Consider the following 19,925-nt stretch of genomic DNA (forward strand, 5'->3'; position numbering starts at 1 on the left):
CAATCGCTGGCCTGTGCTTGCCAGAACCGGGCGGCGGACGCAGAATATCCCGCTGCCGGGTTGGGTGGGAGCAAGGTCCGATGCAGACCCCAGATCACACAGTCGTCGCGCAAACGCTTGTCGCGCCAGGTGACAGTTTCGACCGCTGGCATCACGTCACCTGCCGCGAGTTCTCGTTGACCGAATGCCGCCGGGTCGCCGACGAGGCGTTTGCCGCGTCGATCTCGATCCGCAATTTTGGCCCGCTTGCGATCAACGACATCTGGTCGTCGACCCCGGCGGCCGACCGGATCCGGGTGGTGCGCAGCGCGAGCGACGTCCGCCGGGACCCGCGCGACTATTTCATGCTTTGGCTCACGTTGCGCGGCGAGGTCGGCTTTACACAGGGCGGGCGCGAGGTGCAGATGCGCCGCGGCGATCTCATGCTCCATGACCAGGCGCAGCCGTTCACGCTCGAATTCGCCCCGAGCGCGCGTTCGATCATGGTGTCGATCCCGCGGCCGCTGCTGCTCGCGCGCCTGCCGGATGCGCAGCGCCTGACCGCACGGCGGGTCGGCAACGATTCGAAAGTGGGAGCGCTGGCGGGATCGCTGATCGGCCGGTTGACGCGGCTCGATGATGCGGCGGGACCGGCTGCGGTACGGCTCGGCGCCTCGGCGCTCGACATTTTCGCAACGACGCTGCAAACCGAGCTGACGGATGACATGCCGCGGCACGGCGACGAACGGCTGGCGCGGGTCAAGGGCTACATTCTCGCCAATCTCGACGATTCCGAGCTCGATCTCGATGCGATCGCCAAGGCGCAGCATATGGCGCCGCGCACGCTCAATCGCCTGTTCGCGCGCGAGGGTACGACGCCGATCCGCTGGCTCTGGCAGCAGCGTCTCGCCGGCGCCTACCGGGCGCTGGCCGAACGACGCTTCAGCCACGTCACCGATGTCGCGTTGAGTTTCGGCTTCAGCGACGTCTCGCATTTCAGCCGCGCCTTCAAGGCCGCGTTCGGCCGGTCGCCCCATCAGGTGATGGGGTGACGCGCGGATCGACCTTTCGTCACGGCGCGCAGGAGAAACTCGACGCCGCGATCACCGGTCCAGTCTTGTGGTGCGGCCAGGCCGGCCAGCGGCACAGCGGCAGCGCGCGCAACGTCTCGAAACCCGGCGCCTGCACTTTCTGCTCCGTCACTTCCAGATCGGCGGGCGTCTTGCCGTTCTCGACCCAGTCGACCAGCACCGCCAGCATGTCGACATTCGCCGGCGCGCCGGAGCCGACATGGTCGACGCCGGGCGCGGTGTAGAGCCGCGCAAACTCCGCCGTCTTCTCCTTGCCGAGCGTCTTCTCGACAGTCTCGAAATAGCGGATGCCGGCATAAGGGCTTTGCGCATAATCGGCCATGTGCTCGAGGATCACGAGCTTGCCGCCATGGGTGTGGAAGCGGCTGAGATCCGTATCGGTTGAATCCATCAGCGCGGAGACCTGCCGCACGCGATCCTTGTAGTCCTCCGGCCTGTAGGTCGTGACGTCGAGTTTTGGATCGCGCGCGAAGACATACTGGATTCCGCCGGCGCCGTAGATCCAGGCGATGCCGTTGGTGGGCGCGGGCGGTTGCGCCGGCGCCGTGGTGCCGAGCCACCACGCCTTCCATCCGCCGGTCGGGCCGAATGCCGGTGTGTTCTCGCCGGACACGCCCCAGCCCGGATAGTCGTCGAGCCCGTTGGCGAGCGGGAACGAAAATTTGTAGGTCGCATGCAGCGTGTCGATCGCCGCGATCTGCTTGTCGGTCAGACAGTCGTCGCCGCTCTGGCCCGCCGCGCATGCCAGCGAGGCCGGCTTGAACGCGGCCTTGCAGCCGACCGGGTCCTGCACCAGCGCGTCGTCGGAGCCGTCCTGTCTGTCGCAGGCCTTCAGCACGGCATCTGCCACCAGCTTCACCTGGGCCGGGCGGATCCAGCCGTCGCCCATCGTGACAAGGCCCGAGCGGGTGCCGGCATGCTGCAGCCCCACCCAGTTGATCACGGGCACGCGCGCGAAAATGCCGTCGAAATCGTCGGGGTAGCGCTGCGCCATGGTCAGCGCCTCGCGGCCGCCTTCGGACGATCCCATGAAATACGTCTTCGCCGGCGGTTTGCCGTAGGCGCGCACAACAAGCGTCCGCGCTGCGTCGCGCACTTTCTTGTAGGCCTTGTGCGAAAAATTCTCGAACGCCTCGTCGTTGAGCGCGAACAGCTGGGGCGGCTCGCCGGGCTTCGACTCGTGGCCGGAATCGGTGCCGACGGTCGCGAAGCCGAGTGCCAGCGGCGAGGATTTGTCGAACGGATAGGCCGGCGGCAGGCCAAGGCCGCTGATCAGCACGCCGTTGAAGCCGCCGCCGCCATATTGCAGCGAGCGGCCTTTCCACTCCACCGGCAAGTTGACCTCGAACTTGATCGGCGGTGCCGTGGGATCGGCGGGATCGATATGGGCGAGCACCTTGCAGAAGGCGGGATTGGCCGGGACGACGCGGCCGGATGGTGTCGGTCCCTTCTCGGCAACCGCGAGCGGCGACGGCGCCTGGAGCATTGCGCTATCGACCTTGATCGTGCCATCGGCGGGGCCGGCAAGTCCGCTACAGGTGGCCACGGGATCGGCGAGCATCTGCGCCGCCGCCGCGTCGCCTGCGAATGACGTCAGCGTGGCAAGCGAAGCCGCAAGCGCCCATGCGCGCGCATCGATCTGCATTGTTTCCTCCCCGCAATAATTGTTGCCGTGGCAAGTATTTCACGCGAGGGGAGTTGCAAGCAGTTCCGTCATCCCCGCGCAAAGGCTCCGCCTTTGTCGCTGGAGGTGCTCGCGAAGCGAGCCTCGAAGGATGCACGGCCACCAGCTCGGCCGTCGACCCTTCGAGGGCCGCCGAAGAGGCGGCCACCTCAGGGCGACGGTGCGCAGGGGCTGCGCGGAGCAATGCCTACTGCGCGACCTTGCTGCTGCCTTGGGTGATCAGCCGCGCGGCGCGCTGGTTGCGGGCGTGGACCCAGAGCCAGCTCAGCGCGACGCTGAGGCGGTTGCGCAGGCCGATCAGGAAGTAGATGTGGGCGATGCCCCAGATCCACCACGCGAGCGCGCCGCGCAGCTTGATCTTGCCGAAGTCGATCACGGCGAGCCGCTTGCCGATCTGGGCGAGGCTGCCGGCATGCTTGTAATGGAACGGCGGCAGCGTTTCGCCCTTCAGCCGCGCCTTGATCAGGGCTGCGGCGTAGCGTCCTTCCTGCTTTGCGGCCGGCGCGATGCCGGGCACCGGATTGCCGTCCGGGCCCTTGATGGTGACGGTGTCGCCGACGGCGAAGATATCGGGATGGCCGGGCACGGTGAGATCCGGCTCGACCTGCAACCGGTGCGCGCGATCGGCCGGCGCGTTCAGCCATTCGGCGGCGCGCGAGGCGCGCACGCCGGCGGCCCAGACGATGGTGCGCGCCGCGAGCTTCTTGCCGCCATAGACCACGCCGTCGGCCGCGCATTCGGTGACCGCTTCGCCGAGCACCACCTCGACGCCGAGGCTCTGCAGCGCGCGCTGCGCATAGGCCGAGAGATCGTCCGGGAAACCGGCCAGCACGCGCGGGCCGGCCTCGATCAGCACCACGCGCGCCATCCGCGTGTCGATGTGGCGGAAGTCGCGCGGCAGCGTGTCCTTGGCGAGGTCGGCGATGGTGCCGGCCATCTCGACGCCGGTCGGGCCCGCGCCGACCACGACGAAGGTGAGCAGCGCCGCGCGCGCGTCCGGATCGGTCTCGCGCTCGGCGCGCTCGAACGCAACCAGAATGCGCCGCCTGAGCGTGGTGGCGTCCTCCAGCGTCTTCAGGCCGGGCGCGAACGGCTCCCATTCGTCATGCCCGAAATAGGCGTGGCGCGCGCCGGTGGCGAGGATCAGCGTGTCGTAGGGAATGCTGCCGCCGTCATCGAGCTGCACCTGCTTTCCGGCCGCATCGACGCCGCAGACATTGGCAAACAGCGTCGTCACCTCGGGCCGGTCGCGCAAGAGATAGCGGATCGGCCAGGCGATCTCGCTGGTCGCAAGCGATGCGGTCGCGACCTGATAGAGCAGCGGCTGGAACAGATGGTGGTTGCGGCGGTCGATCAGCGTGATCTCGACCGGCGCGCCGGAGAGACCGAAGGCGGATTCCAACCCGCCGAAGCCGGCGCCGACGATCACCACGCGATGAGGTTTGGCCGGCGCTTGCGTCATGAGATGTCGCTCTCGGTTCCGAACGGCTTCGTCATTTGATTATGTAGTCATTCGCAGCCTCATTCCAACACGAAATGCCCGATCGCCCGATAGCGAAACCCAATCGTTGCAACGTCATGCATCCTGCGGCGCGGCTGCTGCGACGGCTCGTCGCCGCATCGGCAGGAATAGTCCCGCGACAGCGCCAGCAAACGACAGCGTTGCTGCAAGGCTCATCGCGGGAGCAAATCCGCTGGTGAAATGTCCGGATGAATCGGCGGCGCCATTGGCTACGAGGCTCGCCACCAGCGCCGCGATGCCGAACATGCCGCCGAGGAAGCGGCCCATGTTGAAGATACCAGACGCCTTGCCCATCTCGCTGACGGCAACCGCGCTCAGCACCGCGTTCTGCGCAGCCGGCATCGCCATCGAGACGCCGACGCCAGCGAGCACCAGCGGCGCAACCAGCGCGGAATAGGACACCGACGGGCCCACGATCTCGCTGATCCAGCCGAGCCCGATCGCCTGCATTAGCAGACCGGTGACGACCAGCGAGCGCTCGCCGAACCGGTTGACGGCGGCGCCGGCGATCGGTGCCGTGACGAACAGCGTCGCCGTCCACGGCAATAGCCGCAGCCCGGCGCCGAAGGCGTCGAAGCCGAGCGCGATCTGCAGGAACTGCGGCAGCAGGAACAGCACGCCGTACATCGCGGCATAGAACAGCACGCTTGCGGCCATGCCGGAGGCGAACGGTCTTGCCGCGAACAGCCGCATCGGCACCATCGGGTTCGTCGCACGCAGCTCCCACAACACGAACATCACAGCCAGCGCGGCGCCGGCGATCAGCGCGCCGGTCACCTCCGCGCTGGCCCAGCCGACGCTGTTGCCGCGCAACAGGCCCCAGACCAATGCCAGCGCGGCGAGCGCGACCAGCGACAGTCCCGCGACGTCGAGCGGCGCTGCCGGTCCAAAACTTTCGCGCAGGCGCGCCAGCACGAGGGTAATCGCGACCAGGCCGATCGGCAGGTTGATCCAGAAGATCCAGCGCCAGCCGAGATGCTCGGTGATGAAGCCGCCGATCGCGGGGCCGATGATCAGCGCGCATCCGGTGACGCCGCTGAAAATGCCGAGCGCGCGGGCGCGTTCCTCCCGGCCGAAGGCGCCGCTGAGGATCGCCATCGCCAGCGGCATCACCAGCGCTGCGCCTGCGCCCTGCAGGGCGCGGGCGGCGATCAGTGCCGCGGCGTTGCCGGCCAGCGCGCAGGCCACCGATGCCACCACGAACAGGCCGATCCCGGCCGCGAACATTTTCCGGCGCCCGAAGCGGTCGCCGAGCGCGGCGCCGGTCAACAGCAGCACCGCGAAGGTCAGGTTGAAGGCGTTGACGGTCCATTGCAGCGTCTCCACCGGACTGCCGAAATCGGCGCGGATGGTCGCGAAGGCCGTGGTCATGATCATGGCGTCCAGCGCCATCATGAAGGATGCCAGCGCGGTGAGGCCGAGCACCCAGCGCTGTTCGGCGCGCTCTCGAGGGGTCTGCATGGTCGTTCTCCGTTGGCGTGCGGCAAGGTTGCGGCGCGCTTCGCAGGCCAGGACGAACCGGGGCCGGCAAAGGATGCGGCCGAAAATAACTTTTGACGGACCGCATCCTTTGGCGGTCGGCAAACGTCCTTGGGTCTGACGCGGCCTGTTCCGGCCGCAGAGATCGAGCCAAGGAGGTTGCGATGAGACGGACCCTGATCAGGTACAAGGCGAAGCCGGAGATGGCCGAGAAGAATGCCGAGCTGGTTTCGGCGGTGTTCGCCGAGCTGAAGGCGGCAAAGCCGGATGGCGTGCGCTATCTGACCTTGCGGCTGGAGGACGATACCTTCATCCACATGGTCGAGACCGCGGCCGACGACGGCTCGAGCCCGATCCCGAAGCTCGCGGCGTTCCAGGTCTTCCAGGACGGCATCCGCGATCGTTGCGCCGAGCCGCCGCTGGTTCGCAGTGCCGTGATTGTCGGCAATTATCGTATGCTGGATGAGCCGTGAACCGAGTGAACCGACTTGGCGGAGCCATCATGACGTCACCACCCCAAGCGCCTGAAGCGACCGAGGTCGACGCGCTGCTGGCGGCGATGCGGCCCAGGCTGCATCGCTACTGCGCCCGTATGGTCGGATCGGTCATCGATGGCGAGGATGTGCTGCAGGACGCGCTGATCAAGGCGGTGGAGGCCTTTGCGTCCGCAGCGCCAATCCAGAACGTGGAAGCCTGGCTGTTCCGGATCGCGCACAACACCGCGCTCGATTTCCTCAGGCGGCGCAATCGCCAGGACGCGCTCCACGCGCCGGAGGAGGTGGACATGATGGCCGGAGAGCTCGATGATGTCAGCCGCCGCGAGATCGCAGCGGCGAGCCTGCGCACTTTCATGCGTCTGCCGGTGGCGCAGCGCTCCAGCGTGATCCTGATGGACGTGCTCGGTTGCTCGTTGCAGGAGGTCTGCGGCATCATGGATTTCAGCCTGCCCGCGGTGAAGGCGGCGCTACACCGCGGACGGACGCAGTTGCGGGATTTCGCCCGCGAGCCCGACGACGCGCCGCGGCCCGGCCTGTCGCCGGCCGATCGCAACAGGCTGAATGCCTATGTCGGCCGCTTCAACGCCCGCGACTTCGACGCCATCCGCGCCATGATCGCCGATGACGTCAGGCTCGAGCTCGTCAATCGGACACGGCTCAACGGCAAGGCCGAGGTGTCGCGCTACTTCGGCAATTATTCGAAGATCCACGATTGGCACCTGGTGACCGGACAGGTCGAGGGACGCCCCGCGATCCTGGTGTTCGACCCGGACGCACGAGGCGCGCCGCCGCGCTCGTTCATGCTGCTCGACTGGTCGGCCGACAAGGTTGCGACGATCAGGGATTTTCGGCATGCGGACTATGCGATCGATGGCGCCGAATGGGTGGTGGATAAAGGGTGACCGGTCGGCGCTCCGCGCGTTGCGCAATGATCGCGCCACAAACTCAGCGTCGTCCCGGCCTCCGAGCCGGGACCCATAACCACGAATGACAATCGTTCTTGCACGCTGGGGCCTCAGCGCTCTTCAACAATCCAATCCTGTGGTTATGGGTCCCTGCCTTCGCAGGGACGACGGCCGCTACCGCGTCTTGCCGCCGAACTCGCCGCTGGCGATACGCGCAACGCGGTTGCCGGCTGCGGCCGGGGTGCTGCCCCTGCTTGAGAAGCCGTCATCGCCCGTCTCATGTGGCGCTTCGCCGAGGCGTTCGCCGGGCCAGAACGTCAGGGCCAGCATCAGCGCAAGGTTGACGAGCGTGCCGACCGTCGTGCCGGTGTGCTGGTAGGTCAGCGCATATTCCGGATATTTTCCGGCGACGACCCGGTCGATCACGACGAGCGCGATCCAACCCACCATCACGCAGACCGGGTCCCATCCGATGTCGCGGATACGCATCGATTGCAGCATGAAGGTCATGGCAAGCACGACATAGAAGCCGATCAACAGCGGCATGCTGTTGGCGGCTTGCGCCAGCAGCACATCCGTCCGGCCGCTCGCCGGTGCATTGCCGGTGATGCCGAACACCAGCATCAGGTAGCCGCAGCCGACCACGAAGCTGAAGAAGAAATAGGCCAGCCGGCCGAGCCGGGCGTTGAAGCCGAAAATGTAGTTCAACAACATGCGACGCGTCCCTTTGGACCGAGCCTCGTCCGGCGATGCTTTCGAGAGCATGAAGTCCGGGACGGCTTCCCGGGACGTGGTTTCCGAGCGCTTTACCGAATCCTTAAAGCCTGCTGCAGTGCGGCGGCGGTCTCCGGAGGGAGCGGGGTGCGACAATCGTTGCCTACGCAACCGGCATTATATTTCTTGCTTTGCCCGGTTTAGACGAATTATGATGCACAGTGCTCGGGTATGCGCCGAAGGTTCTAATAGGGTGCCGTCGGTTCATGCTTGCTGCAGACTTGCGATATCGCGCACAAAACACGTCACAGAACGACGCGCGTATAGCGTGACCCCCGGGCCCTCGTGATCGAGCCTGGCGGGATCTTTGGTTGAGGAGGGGAGTGAATATGAAAAAGGCATTTTGGCTGGCAGGCGCCATGGCACTGGCGCTCGCGCAGCCCGCGACGGCGGCTGACAGCGTCAAGATCGGCTTTGTCTCGACCTTCAGCGGTCCGACCGCCGTGATCGGCAACGACATGCGCAATTCGTTCGAACTCGCGCTCGACCATCTCGGCCGCAAGATCGACGGCAAGCCGGTCGAGGTGATCTACGAGGACGACCAGCAGAAGCCCGATGTCGGCAAGCAGAAGACCGAGAAGCTGGTGCAGTCCGACAAGGTCGACTTCATCGTCGGCTACATCTGGTCGAACGTGCTGCTGGCGTCGCTGAAGACCGCGGTCGATTCCAAGACCTTTTTGATCTCGGCCAATGCCGGTCCGTCGCAGCTCGCCGGCGAACTGTGTTCGCCCTACGTGTTCTCGACCTCCTGGCAGAACGACCAGACCCCGCAGGCGGTCGGCACCTACATGAACCAGAAGGGCGTCAAGTCGGTATTCCTGATCGGCCCGAACTACGCCGCGGGCAAGGACATGCTGGCCGGCGTCAAGAGCACCTTCAAGGGCGAGGTGGTCGGCGAGGAGTATACGGTGTGGCCGAGCCAGCTCGATTTCTCCGCCGAACTCACCAAGGCGAAGAATTCCAAGGCCGAGTCGATCTTCGTGTTCTATCCGGGCGCGGCCGGCGTGCAGTTCCTGAACCAGTATGCGCAGGCCGGCATCAAGCAGCAGATCCCGCTCTATACCGCCTTCACCATCGACGAATTGTCGCTGCCGCTGCAGAAGGACAATGCGCTCGGCGTTCCCGGCGCGCAGCAATGGGTCAACGATCTGCCCAACGAGGAGAACAAGAAGTTCGTCGCCGACTACCGCAAGAAGTATCCGGGCCTGCGCCCGACGTTCTACGGCGCGCAATCCTATGACGCTGCCAACCTCATCAACAGCGCCGTGGTCGCGGTGAAGGGCGACCTGACGAAGAAAGACGCGATGAAGGCCGAGATGGAGAAGGTGAACTTCAAATCGGTGCGCGGCCTGTTCAAGTACGGCAACAACCACATTCCAGTCCAGAACTTCTATCTGCAGGACGTGGTCAAGGACGCCGACGGCCAGCTCTCGCTGAAGACGGTCGCGACCATCGTCAAGGATGACCAGGATCGCTTCCACGACAAGTGCGCGATGAAATAACTCTTGGGCAATCTTGGCCCGAGCCTTGCTTTTCATTCACCTCGCCCCGCTCCTGCGGGGAGAGCATAGGCCGCCTCCGGCGGCCGTTCTTGAAGAAGAACGCCGAAGCAAAGCTTCGGCTATGCGCGAAGCGATTGGGTGAGGGGCTCCTTCCACGAGTTCGATTCGTGGAGATGGCCGCTCACCCCAACCCTTTCAGGGCGAGCTTTGCTCGTCCCGGCCGCGCAAGAGCGGGGCCGAGGGAGAACAACAAGCCGTAAAAGCGGCAGCGCATGCGCGCTGCCGCTGTTTTGTTTCAGCCCGATATGAAGGATCCATGTACCTCGTCGTCGAACAACTGCTGAACGGCCTGCAATTCGGCCTGCTGCTGTTCCTGCTGGCAGCCGGACTGACGCTGGTGTTCGGCATCATGGACTTCGTCAATCTGGCGCACGGCTCGCTCTACATGATGGGCGCCTATTTCGCGGCGACCTTCGTGGCCTGGACCGGCAGTTTTGTTCTTGGCGCGCTGATGGCGCTGGGCGCCACGCTGCTGCTCGGCATCGCGCTCGAATATGCCGCGCTGAGGCATCTCTACGGCCGCGACCATCTCGACCAGGTGCTGGCGACATTCGGCCTGATCCTGTTCTTCAACGATGCCGTCCGGCTGATCTGGGGCCCGGCCGGTCTCGCGCTGCCGCTGCCGGTCTGGCTCACCGTTCCGGTGCAGATCATTCCCGGCGTGTACTATCCGGCCTACCGGCTGATGATCATCGTGGTCGCGCTGGCGGTCGCAGCATTGCTCTATCTCGTCGTGATGCGCACCCGCGTCGGCATGCTGATCCGCGCCGGCGCCTCCAACCGCGAGATGATCGGGGCGCTCGGCATCAACATCAAGCTGCTGTTCACGTTGGTGTTCGGCCTTGGCGCCGCGCTCGCCGGGCTCGCCGGGCTGATGCAGGCGCCGATCCTCACCGTGCAGATTGGCATGGGCGAGAACATCCTGATCCTCGCTTTCGTCATCATCGTGATCGGCGGCATCGGCTCGATCCGCGGCGCGTTCATGGCCGCGGTGTTCGTCGGCATCATCGACACGATGGGCCGAGCCTTCCTGCCCGACCTGCTGCGCAAGGTCTTGAGCGGGGCTGCGGCCTCCACCGCGGCGCCGGCGTTGTCCTCGATGCTGATCTATCTCTTGATGGCCATCATCCTCGTGCTGCGGCCTGAAGGGCTGTTCCCGGCGGCCAAACGATGATGCCCAAGCTCAACGCCTCCAATTCCGTCGCGGCGCTGCTCTGCGCTGCCCTGGTCTTGCTGCCGGTCTATTCGGCGGTGACCGGCAACATCTTCATCCTGACGCTCTTCACCCGCATCGTGATCTTCGCGCTGGCCGCCGCCAGCCTGAACCTGATCATGGGCTATGGCGGCATGATGAGCTTTGGCCACGCCGCCTATCTCGGCATCGGCGGTTATGCCGTCGGCATCCTCGCCACTGAAGGCATCGGCTCCGGCTTCATCCAGTGGCCGGTGGCGCTCGCGGTCTCGGCGCTGTTCGCGTTGGTGATCGGCGCGCTGAGCCTGCGCACCCGCGGCGTCTACTTCATCATGATCACGCTCGCCTTTGCGCAGATGGCCTATTACATCACCTCCGGCCTGTCGCGTTACGGCGGCGACGACGGCCTCACCGTCTACAAGCGCAGCGATTTCGCCGGCCTGATCGACCTCTCGAACCGCACCCAGTTCTATTACCTCTGCCTGGCCTGCCTGTTCGGCGGCCTCTATCTGATCTGGCGCATCGTCAATTCGCGCTTCGGTCTCGTGGTGCAGGGCGTCCGCTCCAACGAGCAGCGCATGCAGGCGATCGGCTTCCATGCCAACCGCTATCGCCTGGTCTGCTTCGTGATCGCGGGCACCATCTGCGGCCTTGCCGGTGCGCTGCTTGCCAACAACACCGACTTCGTCAGCCCCGCCGTGATGTACTGGACCCGCTCCGGCGACCTCATGGTGATGGTGATCCTGGGCGGCATGGGCTCCCTGTTCGGCCCTGTGATCGGCGCGATCGTCTATCTCCTGCTCGAGGAGCTGCTGTCGCAGGTCACCGAATATTCGGGACTGATCCTCGGTCCGGTGCTGCTGTTGATCGTGCTGTTCGCGCGCGGCGGCATCATGGGCCTGCTCGGGAGGATGCGCCGTGCCTGATTCCCTGGCTGAGCCCCTGCTCCGCGTCGAAAATCTGGTCCGTCGCTACGGCGGCATCACCGCGACCGACAACCTCTCGATGGAGGTGGTGCCGGGCGAACTGCACGCCATCATCGGCCCCAACGGCGCCGGCAAGACCACGCTGATCAGCCAGCTCACCGGGCAGGTGATGCCGAACTCCGGCACCATCCGCTTCGCCGGCCGCGATGTCACGGGCCTGCCGTCCTATAAGCGCAGCCGGCTCGGGCTGGCGCGCTCGTTCCAGATCACATCGCTGCTGAAGGATTTCTCGGCGATCGACAATGTCGCGCTGGCGGCGCAGGCGCACGACGGCCACTCCTTCCGCTTCTGGGGCAATGCGCGCAAGGAGCGGCGTCTGCGCGACGCCGCGCGCGCGGCGCTGGAGCGCGTCGGCCTCGGTAAGCGTGCCGATGTGCTGGTGTCGCAATTGAGCCATGGCGAGCAGCGCGAGCTCGAGCTCGCGGTCGCGCTCGCCACCAAGCCGCAGCTGTTGCTGCTCGACGAGCCGATGGCCGGGCTCGGCGTCACCGAATCCGCGCGGATGGTTGCGCTGCTGAAAGAGCTGCGCAAGGAAGTGACCATCGTGCTGGTCGAGCACGACATGGAGGCGGTGTTCGCGCTGGCCGACCGTATCACGGTACTGGTCTATGGCCGCGTCATCGCCTGCGACGTGCCGGATGCGATCCGCAAGCATGAAGAGGTCAAGCGCGCCTATCTCGGCGAACAGCATGCGGTGACAGGCCATGGCTGATATCAAAACCGCTGAAACCCTGCTCGAAGTCGATGGAATCGAGACCTGCTACGGGTTGAGCCAGGTGCTGTTCGGCCTGTCGCTGCAGATCAGATCGGGCGAGATGGTCGCGCTGATGGGCCGCAATGGCATGGGCAAGACCACGACCATCCGCTCGATCATGGGCCTGACGCCAGCGCGATCGGGCGCGATCCGCTTCGCCGGCGAGGCGGTGCGCGGCCTGGCGTCCTACAAGATCGCAAAGCTCGGCATCGGCCTGGTGCCCGAGGGACGCCAGATCTTTCCGAACCTGACGGTGCGCGAAAATCTCGTCGCCGCCTCGGGCAACCGGTTCGGCGCCTCCAATCCCTGGACCATCGACAAGATCCATGCGCTGTTTCCGCGGCTCGCCGAACGCACAGGCAATATGGGCGTCACGCTGTCCGGCGGCGAGCAGCAGATGCTCGCGATCGGCCGCGCGCTGATGACCAACCCAAAACTCCTGATCCTCGACGAGGCCACCGAAGGCCTTGCGCCCCTGATCCGCGGCGAGATCTGGAGCTGCCTGTCGATGCTGAAGGGACGCGGGCAGTCGGTGCTCGTGATCGACAAGAACGTCGGAAACCTCGCCCGCATCGCCGACCGCCACTACATCATCGAGCGCGGCAAGGCGGTGTGGAGCGGGACCAGCGAGCAGCTGATCGCCGAGCCGGAGCTGCAGCACAAGTATTTGGGGATTTGAGCAGCAAGCATTGCCGTATAGCCGTCATCCTGAGGAGCCTGCGTAGCAGGCGTCTCGAAGGATCGATGGCCCGGCTGGTGGCCGTGCATCCTTCGAGACGCGCTACGCGCTCCTCAGGATGACGGATCAGAGAGGCGTGCTGCCGCCTCACCGCGAAGAGCTTCGCAGCAGTCGTTTGGCTGCATCGGCCGCGGCCGCCGCATAGGCCCGATCGCCATGCACCAGCATCAAGGAGATCGCGCCCTCGGAGAGCAGCCAGATCTCGCGCGCACGGCGGTGAGCCTCGCGGACGCCAGCCCGCTTCAGCAAGTCGCCGAGGTGGGTTTCAAGCAGTGCTTTGTGCCGACGCGCAATTGCCCGTGCGGGATGGCCGGGGAGATCGGCCAGTTCGACGACCAGCCTGGTAAATCCCGAGCCGGCCCATCGCGGCCGGTCCGCCCAGACCGCGAGGTCGCGGAATAGGCCGTCAACGATCGCCGCCGGCGAGCCGGACAGCTTGTCACCGAACGTGGCGAACGCGGCCAAGGCCAATTCGTTCTGGGCTTCCAGCACGAAGGCGAGCAGCTGATCCTTGCTTTGAAAATGATTGTAGAGCGTGCGCTTCGTGACCCTCGTCGCCGCTGCGATTTCGTCCATGCTCACGCGGCTATATCCGCGCTGGCGAAACAGGACGTAGGCGGCAGCAAGGATGCGCTGTCGTGTCGGTTCTGCAGATCGTGCCATGCAGTCACCCCAGAGTATACCAGGTAGTGAATTTACACCGGCCGAAAAACCGATTGGAATGGCATCTGTGACTTTTTCAGCCCGTTGTAATCAGTTTCTTCCCTCGCGCTGCGAAGGCAATCGTCATGCCCGACCCATTGACGCTCAGAGAAATCAGAGCCCGTCCGGTGGTGCTCAAGCTGAAGCGGCCTGTGGTCGCGCGCATTGTCACGATATCGGAGTGGCCGCTCGTTCTCATCGATCTCGTGACCGAGGAGGGCATCGTCGGGCGAAGCTATCTCGAGCCCTATATCGTGAAATCGATGCGATATCTGGTTCCCGCACTTCACGACCTCAGCGAGTTGCTCAAAGGTCGAAGCGTGGCGCCAGTCGAGCTCTTCGAGGCAGCGCGCAGATCCCTGCACTTTGTCGGCTACGAGGGATTGTCGATGATCGCCGCGTCGGGTCTCGACATGGCTGCGTGGGATGCGTTGGCGAAGGCCGCAAACAAGCCGCTGTGCGTGCTGTTAGGTGCTACGGTCGGCGCCGTGAGGTCCTACAACAGCAACGGCCTTTGGTTGAAAGAGCCGGCCGCCGTCGCAGCCGAAGCCTTGGAGTTGCGGGACGAAGGAGGATTCTCCGCTCTGAAATTGCGGCTCGGCCGAAGCGATCCGCGCGAAGATTTGGCGACGCTCGACGCGGTGCGCAAAGCGGTCGGTGAGCGCATGCATCTGATGGTCGACTACAACCAGGGGCTAAATCTCGCCGAAGCCATCGAGCGCTGCCATATGATCGACGACCATGGCCTCGACTGGATCGAAGAGCCCGTGCTCTACGACAATCTCGACGGGCACGCCCAGCTTGCGGCAGAGCTGAAGACACCGATCCAGATCGGGGAGAACTTCTATGGCCCGAGGGAGATGCACAAGGCGATCGCGAAGAAGGCTTGCGACCTTGTGATGCCTGATTTCATGCGCATCGGCGGAGTGACGGGCTGGATGCGCGCGGCAGCGATCGCCGGCGCAGCGGGCATACCGATATCAACGCATCTTTATCCGGAAGTCGCCGCTCACGTCATGCGTGCAACGGAGACCGCGCATTGGCTGGAGTGGCAGGATTGGGCCGATCCAATTCTCGAGCGGCCATATGAAATAAAGGATGGCCTTTTGCATATTCCCGACGCGCCCGGCCTCGGCTTGGAATGGAACGAACGGGCTGTTGCCGCAAACCTCGCGAGTCTCTAGCCGCAGAGTGGGTTGGTTCGAGGGGGTGCCCCGCGCGTGGCTCCCCCTCAAAACATCTCGAAATACTCGCGGTGCTCCCAGTCCGACACCTCGGCCTGGAAACGCTCGATCTCCGCATTCTTGATGAAGACGTAATAGTCGACGAACTCTGGTCCCAGCGCCCCGCGGAAGAACGGATCGTCGTTGAGTGCGAACACCGCTTCGCGCAACGATTTCGGCAGCAGCGCGGCCTTGGTCTCGTAGGGCGTGTCGGCGGACGGGCCAGGATCGAGCTTGCGGTCGACGCCGTCGAGGCCGGAGAGGATCTGGCTTGCCATGTAGAGATAGGGGTTGGCGGCTGGCTCACCGATCCGGTTCTCCAGCCGCGTCGCCGGATCGCCGGCACCGCCGAGCACGCGGATCATCACGCCGCGGTTGTCGCGGCCCCAGATCGCGCGGTCCGGCGCCAGCGAATAGGAGCGGTAGCGCTTGTAGCCGTTGATGGTTGGCGTCGTGAACACGGTAGAGGCCCGCGCGTGCTCGATCAGGCCGGCGAGCCAAGCGCGGCCGAGCGGGCTGAGCGGCTCGCCGGCTTCCTTGGCCATGAAGACGTTCTCGCCATTGGCGCGCGACACCAGCGACTGGTGCAGGTGCCAGCCCGAGGCAAACACGTTCGGCAGCTTCGGCCGGCACATGAAGGTCGCGTGATAGCCATGGCGGCGCGCGATCTGCTTCACCGCGGAGCGGAACAGCACCATGGTGTCGGCCGGTGCGAGCCCGACCGTCGGCGCGAAGGTGAATTCGCACTGGCTCGGGCCAAACTCGACCTCGACCGAGCGCAACGGCAGGTCGAGCGCGAGGATGTCGCGGCGGATGATCTCGAGCGCCGGCTCCATCAGATCGTAGCGCTGTTCGGTGAGGTACTGATAGCCGTGCGACAGCAGGCTCACCGACGGCGGCCGTCCGGGCTGGCCGGCATCCTCCGGCGCCATATGCGCATCGTCGAGCTTGAACAGATGGAATTCAACCTCGAGGCCCGCGACGAAATCGTAGCCGCGGTCTCCGAGCTGATCGAGCACCTTGCGATAGAGGTTGCGGGTCGCGAACGGCACCGGCCGTCCGTCGCTGAAATAGAGATCACAGAGCACCCAGCCGGTGTTCTCCGCCCAGGGCAGCACGCGGAACGTGGTGGGGTCGGCGACCATCAGCACGTCGGCCGCGCCCTCCATCTCCTTCATGCCGAAGCCGCCGCCGGCGGTGAACACCGGAAACACCGTCTTGTGCGAGGTGTCCTTGGCGAGCATCGTCGTGGTGATCGAGCAGCCACCCTCCAGCGAGCGCACCGCTTCGCCGGCGATCAGCGTCTTGCCGCGCAGGATGCCGTGCTGGTCCGGGAATGAGAGGCGGATGACCTCGAGGTTCTTCTCCTCGACGATGCGGCGGAGGCGGTTCGCGGCCTCCTTCTGCTCATCCGACCACAGGCCGTGACGCTCGACAAAGCTCAAGGCGTTACCCCTCTCTCAGTCGTCATTGCGAGGAGCTCGCGACAAAGTTGCACGCAATTTTGCGCTGAAGCGACGAAGCAATCCATGTCTCGCCAAGCGGCACGATGGATTGCTTCGCTTCGCTCGCAATGACGGAAGGACATGACTACTCCGCCGCCGTCAGATGATGCACCTTGCCTGCGATCTCGCGCGGCACTGGAGCGGCCCACGGCGCGCCGCGGCGGCGCTTGACGTCGACCTCCATCCAGTAGAGCTCCCAGCCTAGCGTCGGCCCGATGCCGTCCATCGTCGCCGGGCCCTGGATGCTGCGCGCCGAGGCGTCGTCTAGGAACAGCATCGGCTTCTCGCCGCCGGCAACCTTCTCGATCTCTTGCCGCAGCAGGCGGCGGTACTGCACGATCGCCTTGTCGCTCTGGCCGAGATGCTCGTTGGTGCGGTCCTGGATCGCCCCCATCGATTCCACCGCCCACTGGTCGTGGACGTTGATGTCGGTACCCATGCCGGTATAGGTCTCGGTCGCCTGCTCGTGCGGATCGAAGCCGTAATCGTTGCTGCGGTTCTTGCGCGACTTGTAGTCGGGCAACGTGTAGAGCTCGAGCCGCTGGTCGCGCATCTTCTGCTTGTCGACCGGCGCCGCGTAGCTGGTGAAGATCGCATACCAGTAGCAGTTCTCGTCATCGACCGGCACGTGCCACTGCGTGATCGTCATCTCGGTCGACATCGGAATGACGAAGCCGTGCGGGAACAGCTGATTTGTCACCCGCACATGGGTGCGCTCCTCGTCGAGCTCGCGCAGCGCGATCAGGCGCAGGCCGTATTCGGTGTGCTCGACATTGATGATCGGCCGACCATATTCGCGCAGGATTTTGGTCATCGGCATGTCAGAGCCGGCGGATGCGCCGCGGAACTGCTTGCCGTAGGCGGCCGAGGTGTCCTCGTCCTCGAAGAAGCGATGCAGGAAGGAGGCGTGCGCCGGATCGATGCCGACCTCGAGCGCCTGCAGCCAATTGCAGTTCATGTGGCCCTTGAACGCGAAGGTGTGGCTGTCGGGTGCCACGAAGCAGTCGAGCTCCGGAAATGCCGGCGGGGTGCCTTCGCCGAGATAGGCCCAGAGGATGCCGCTCTTCTCGACCACCGGGTAGGAGCGCTGCTTGATGCCCTTGCAGAGCTGCGAGCCGGCAGGCTCGGCCGGCGTCTCGATGCATTGACCTGATACGTCGAACAGCCAGCCGTGGAAGGCGCAGCGCAGCCCGCCATGCTCGAGCCGGCCGAAGGCGAGGTCGGCGCCGCGATGTGCGCAGTGGCGGTCGATCAGCCCGTAGCTGCCGTCCTCGCCGCGGAACAGCACGAGGTTTTCGCCGAGCAGTTTGACCGGCCGCACCGGGCGCGGTCCCTCCAGTTCGTCGACCAGCGCCGCCGGCTGCCAGTACATCCGCATCAGCTTTCCGCAGGGGTCTTTGCGGCCGGTGCGGGTGATCAGATCGTTCGCTTCCTGGCTCATCATGGCGGCGTCTCCCGGATTTGGATTTGTTCGCCTATTGAACTTATGTGCGAATTATGCCATGTCTAATTCCAACAGCAAGCGCAATTTTTGAACCGTTCAAAGCCCAACCCAAACCTAAACCTCATGCCCAAGCTGAAGCGCAACGATCAGGACGAGCGCGCCACCGATTTCGTCGAGGCCCTCGATCGCGGTCTGCGGCTGTTGCAGGTGTTCGGCACCGTCTCCGGCCCGGCGACCTTGAGCGATCTGGCGCGCGCCGCCGACCTGCCGCGCGCCACCGCGCGCCGCATCCTGTTCACGCTCGCGCATGGCGGTTTTGTCGCGACCGACGGCAAGCTGTTCACGCTGACGCCGCATGTGCTGACGCTGGCGGGCTCGTTCCTGCAATCCAACCAGGTGGTGACGGTGCTGCAACCGGTGCTCGATCGCATCGCGACCGCGGCCCAGGAGATCGCGTCGCTCGCATTGCTCGACGGCGATGATGTCGTGTTCGTCGCGCGCTCGAGCCCGACCCGCGTGTTCTCCGCCGGTCTCGATATCGGCTACCGGCTGCCGGCGTTCTGCACCTCGGTCGGTCGCGCGATGCTTGGCCGGCTCGCCGATGCCGAACTCGCGGCGCGGCTGAAGGCGATGCGCCGCGATCCGGTGACGCCGCAGACGGTCACCGATCCAAAAAAACTGCTGGCCGTCATCATCGCCGATCGTGCGCAGGGCTATTCACTGGTCGACCGCGAGGCCGAACCGCATTTCCGCTCGATCTCGGTCCCGGTGCGCCGCTACGACGGCACCATCGTCGCCGCGATCAACATGGGCGCGCATGTCGATCGCGTACCGAAGCAGGAATTGATCGACCGTTTCCTGCCGCTGCTGCGCGACGGCGCTGATGATGTGAAGAGTAGGCTGCTTTAGCTCGGGCTACAGCGCCACGCTGCGCAGCCCGAACGAGCGCGCCTCGTTCTGCAGCACCGGCCGCACTGAATCGATCAGCCGCGCCGCGGCGGCGTCGACCGAGAGGCCGGCGGTGTCGACCACCGCCGATGCGCGTGCATAAAGCGGTTCGCGGCTGACCAGGATGTTGCGCAATTCGGCCATCGCCGAGCGGTCGTCGGCCATCGGGCGCAGATCGCCCTGGCGGCGGACGCGCGCCATGTGCTCCTCCGGCTCGGCCTTCAGCCAGATCGTGTAGAATGACGACAGGATCAGGTCGAAGGTCAGGGCCTCGGAGACGATGCCGCCGCCGGTCGCCAGCACCATCAATTCGTTGCGTGCCAGCAGCTGCGTCAGCGCGGCCTGCTCCATCCTGCGAAAGCCTTCCTGGCCGTACAGGGCGATGATCTCCGCGACCGAGAGGCCGTTCTGCGCCTCGATCTCCTTGTTGAGCTCGACAAAGCTCCAGCCGATCTTCTTCGCCAGCATCCGGCCCAGCGTGGTCTTGCCGGCGCCGCGCAGACCGATCAGCGCGATGCCGGAGAACGAGGCGCGGCGCGGTGCCAGCGGGCTGCTGCCGGCGAGGATGTCCTTGGCCTGCGCGATCTGGTTCGGCGAAGCTTTGCGCAAGAAGTCGCGGATGACAGCCCAATCCGGGATCGGTTCGCTCGAGGGAATCAGGTCCTCGAGATGCGCGCCCATCGCGCCTGCGACACGGCGCAGCAGCACGATCGAAACATTGCCTTTGCCGCTCTCGAGCTGGGCGATGTAGCGTTCGGAAATGCCGGAGACCTTGGCGAGCACCTTGCGCGACATGCCGGCCAGGCCGCGCGTCGTGCGCACACGCTGGCCGAGCTGCTCGAGGAAGTCGGTTTCCGGATCGTTGGCTGCGGTCATGATCCCTGTGCGACGTGCGGGTTCTGTTCAGGCTGGAATCAGACCCAAGCTTTAGGAAACATA

At 65.2% G+C, this 19,925-nt stretch carries 18 protein-coding genes; 10 read left to right on the top strand and 8 right to left on the bottom strand.

The window, feature by feature from the left end:
- Positions 1-80: 80 nt before the first annotated feature.
- Positions 81-1,031 (top strand): helix-turn-helix domain-containing protein, encoded by a 951-nt coding sequence (locus G6P99_RS05140; protein ID WP_165127486.1) that lies wholly within the window; start codon positions 81-83, stop codon positions 1,029-1,031.
- Positions 1,032-1,050: 19 nt separating this feature from the next.
- Here G6P99_RS05140 and G6P99_RS05145 read toward each other — a convergent pair whose 3' ends face one another.
- The 3 genes from G6P99_RS05145 to G6P99_RS05155 all read right to left on the bottom strand — a co-directional run bounded on the left by G6P99_RS05145 (position 1,051) and on the right by G6P99_RS05155 (position 5,737).
- Positions 1,051-2,715: a tannase/feruloyl esterase family alpha/beta hydrolase gene (locus G6P99_RS05145; protein WP_165127488.1), complete on the bottom strand. Its 1,665-nt coding sequence runs from the start codon at positions 2,713-2,715 to the stop codon at positions 1,051-1,053.
- 226 nt (positions 2,716-2,941) lie between these two features.
- Positions 2,942-4,216 (bottom strand): NAD(P)/FAD-dependent oxidoreductase, encoded by a 1,275-nt coding sequence (locus tag G6P99_RS05150; RefSeq protein ID WP_029082935.1) that lies wholly within the window; start codon positions 4,214-4,216, stop codon positions 2,942-2,944.
- 114 nt (positions 4,217-4,330) lie between these two features.
- A complete protein-coding gene (locus tag G6P99_RS05155; RefSeq protein ID WP_029082934.1) occupies positions 4,331-5,737 on the bottom strand; it encodes an MFS transporter in 1,407 nt (468 codons plus the stop codon).
- A gap of 182 nt (positions 5,738-5,919) precedes the next feature.
- Between G6P99_RS05155 and G6P99_RS05160 the strand changes: the two genes are divergently transcribed.
- Both G6P99_RS05160 and G6P99_RS05165 read left to right on the top strand, forming a co-directional pair.
- Positions 5,920-6,228 carry a hypothetical protein gene (locus G6P99_RS05160; protein ID WP_029082933.1) on the top strand — a complete coding sequence of 103 codons (309 nt, stop codon included), beginning with the start codon at positions 5,920-5,922 and terminating at the stop codon, positions 6,226-6,228.
- Between the two features lie 29 nt (positions 6,229-6,257).
- Positions 6,258-7,154, top strand: coding sequence for a sigma-70 family RNA polymerase sigma factor (locus G6P99_RS05165; protein ID WP_029082932.1), 897 nt, complete (start codon positions 6,258-6,260; stop codon positions 7,152-7,154).
- Between the two features lie 177 nt (positions 7,155-7,331).
- Here the strand turns inward: G6P99_RS05165 and G6P99_RS05170 are convergent, their stop codons facing one another.
- Positions 7,332-7,871 carry a DUF805 domain-containing protein gene (locus G6P99_RS05170; protein ID WP_051346517.1) on the bottom strand — a complete coding sequence of 180 codons (540 nt, stop codon included), beginning with the start codon at positions 7,869-7,871 and terminating at the stop codon, positions 7,332-7,334.
- 389 nt (positions 7,872-8,260) lie between these two features.
- Here G6P99_RS05170 and G6P99_RS05175 point away from each other — a divergent pair, with 389 nt between their 5' ends.
- The 5 genes from G6P99_RS05175 to G6P99_RS05195 all read left to right on the top strand — a co-directional run bounded on the left by G6P99_RS05175 (position 8,261) and on the right by G6P99_RS05195 (position 13,104).
- Positions 8,261-9,433, top strand: coding sequence for an ABC transporter substrate-binding protein (locus G6P99_RS05175; protein WP_029082930.1), 1,173 nt, complete (start codon positions 8,261-8,263; stop codon positions 9,431-9,433).
- Positions 9,434-9,749: 316 nt separating this feature from the next.
- Positions 9,750-10,667 carry a branched-chain amino acid ABC transporter permease gene (locus tag G6P99_RS05180; protein ID WP_029082929.1) on the top strand — a complete coding sequence of 306 codons (918 nt, stop codon included), beginning with the start codon at positions 9,750-9,752 and terminating at the stop codon, positions 10,665-10,667.
- Positions 10,664-11,611 carry a branched-chain amino acid ABC transporter permease gene (locus G6P99_RS05185; protein ID WP_198031207.1) on the top strand — a complete coding sequence of 316 codons (948 nt, stop codon included), beginning with the start codon at positions 10,664-10,666 and terminating at the stop codon, positions 11,609-11,611. The genes G6P99_RS05180 and G6P99_RS05185 overlap by 4 nt, the downstream gene beginning before the upstream one ends.
- Before the next feature lie 4 nt (positions 11,612-11,615).
- A complete protein-coding gene (locus G6P99_RS05190; RefSeq protein ID WP_029082927.1) occupies positions 11,616-12,383 on the top strand; it encodes an ABC transporter ATP-binding protein in 768 nt (255 codons plus the stop codon).
- Positions 12,376-13,104 carry an ABC transporter ATP-binding protein gene (locus G6P99_RS05195; RefSeq protein ID WP_029082926.1) on the top strand — a complete coding sequence of 243 codons (729 nt, stop codon included), beginning with the start codon at positions 12,376-12,378 and terminating at the stop codon, positions 13,102-13,104. The genes G6P99_RS05190 and G6P99_RS05195 overlap by 8 nt, the downstream gene beginning before the upstream one ends.
- A 147-nt stretch (positions 13,105-13,251) precedes the next feature.
- On the opposite strand, the gene G6P99_RS05200 is transcribed toward G6P99_RS05195, so the two are convergent.
- Complete coding sequence (locus G6P99_RS05200) at positions 13,252-13,740, bottom strand: TetR/AcrR family transcriptional regulator (RefSeq protein ID WP_246709836.1); 489 nt, start codon at positions 13,738-13,740, stop codon at positions 13,252-13,254.
- A 212-nt stretch (positions 13,741-13,952) separates the two neighbouring features.
- Between G6P99_RS05200 and G6P99_RS05205 the strand changes: the two genes are divergently transcribed.
- Positions 13,953-15,050 (top strand): enolase C-terminal domain-like protein, encoded by a 1,098-nt coding sequence (locus G6P99_RS05205; RefSeq protein WP_029082924.1) that lies wholly within the window; start codon positions 13,953-13,955, stop codon positions 15,048-15,050.
- A 47-nt stretch (positions 15,051-15,097) separates the two neighbouring features.
- On the opposite strand, the gene G6P99_RS05210 is transcribed toward G6P99_RS05205, so the two are convergent.
- Together G6P99_RS05210 and G6P99_RS05215 are read right to left on the bottom strand one after the other, a co-directional pair.
- Complete coding sequence (locus tag G6P99_RS05210) at positions 15,098-16,534, bottom strand: glutamine synthetase family protein (RefSeq protein ID WP_029082923.1); 1,437 nt, start codon at positions 16,532-16,534, stop codon at positions 15,098-15,100.
- 145 nt (positions 16,535-16,679) lie between these two features.
- A complete protein-coding gene (locus G6P99_RS05215) occupies positions 16,680-18,038 on the bottom strand; it encodes an aromatic ring-hydroxylating dioxygenase subunit alpha (protein WP_165127492.1) in 1,359 nt (452 codons plus the stop codon).
- A 123-nt stretch (positions 18,039-18,161) separates the two neighbouring features.
- Here G6P99_RS05215 and G6P99_RS05220 point away from each other — a divergent pair, with 123 nt between their 5' ends.
- A complete protein-coding gene (locus tag G6P99_RS05220) occupies positions 18,162-18,947 on the top strand; it encodes an IclR family transcriptional regulator domain-containing protein (protein WP_029082921.1) in 786 nt (261 codons plus the stop codon).
- Positions 18,948-18,953: 6 nt separating this feature from the next.
- Here G6P99_RS05220 and G6P99_RS05225 read toward each other — a convergent pair whose 3' ends face one another.
- Complete coding sequence (locus G6P99_RS05225) at positions 18,954-19,862, bottom strand: helix-turn-helix transcriptional regulator (RefSeq protein ID WP_029082920.1); 909 nt, start codon at positions 19,860-19,862, stop codon at positions 18,954-18,956.
- Between the last annotated feature and the right edge of the window lie 63 nt (positions 19,863-19,925).

It is taken from the genome of Bradyrhizobium sp. 6(2017), assembly GCF_011058295.2.
Taxonomy (GTDB): domain Bacteria; phylum Pseudomonadota; class Alphaproteobacteria; order Rhizobiales; family Xanthobacteraceae; genus Bradyrhizobium; species Bradyrhizobium septentrionale.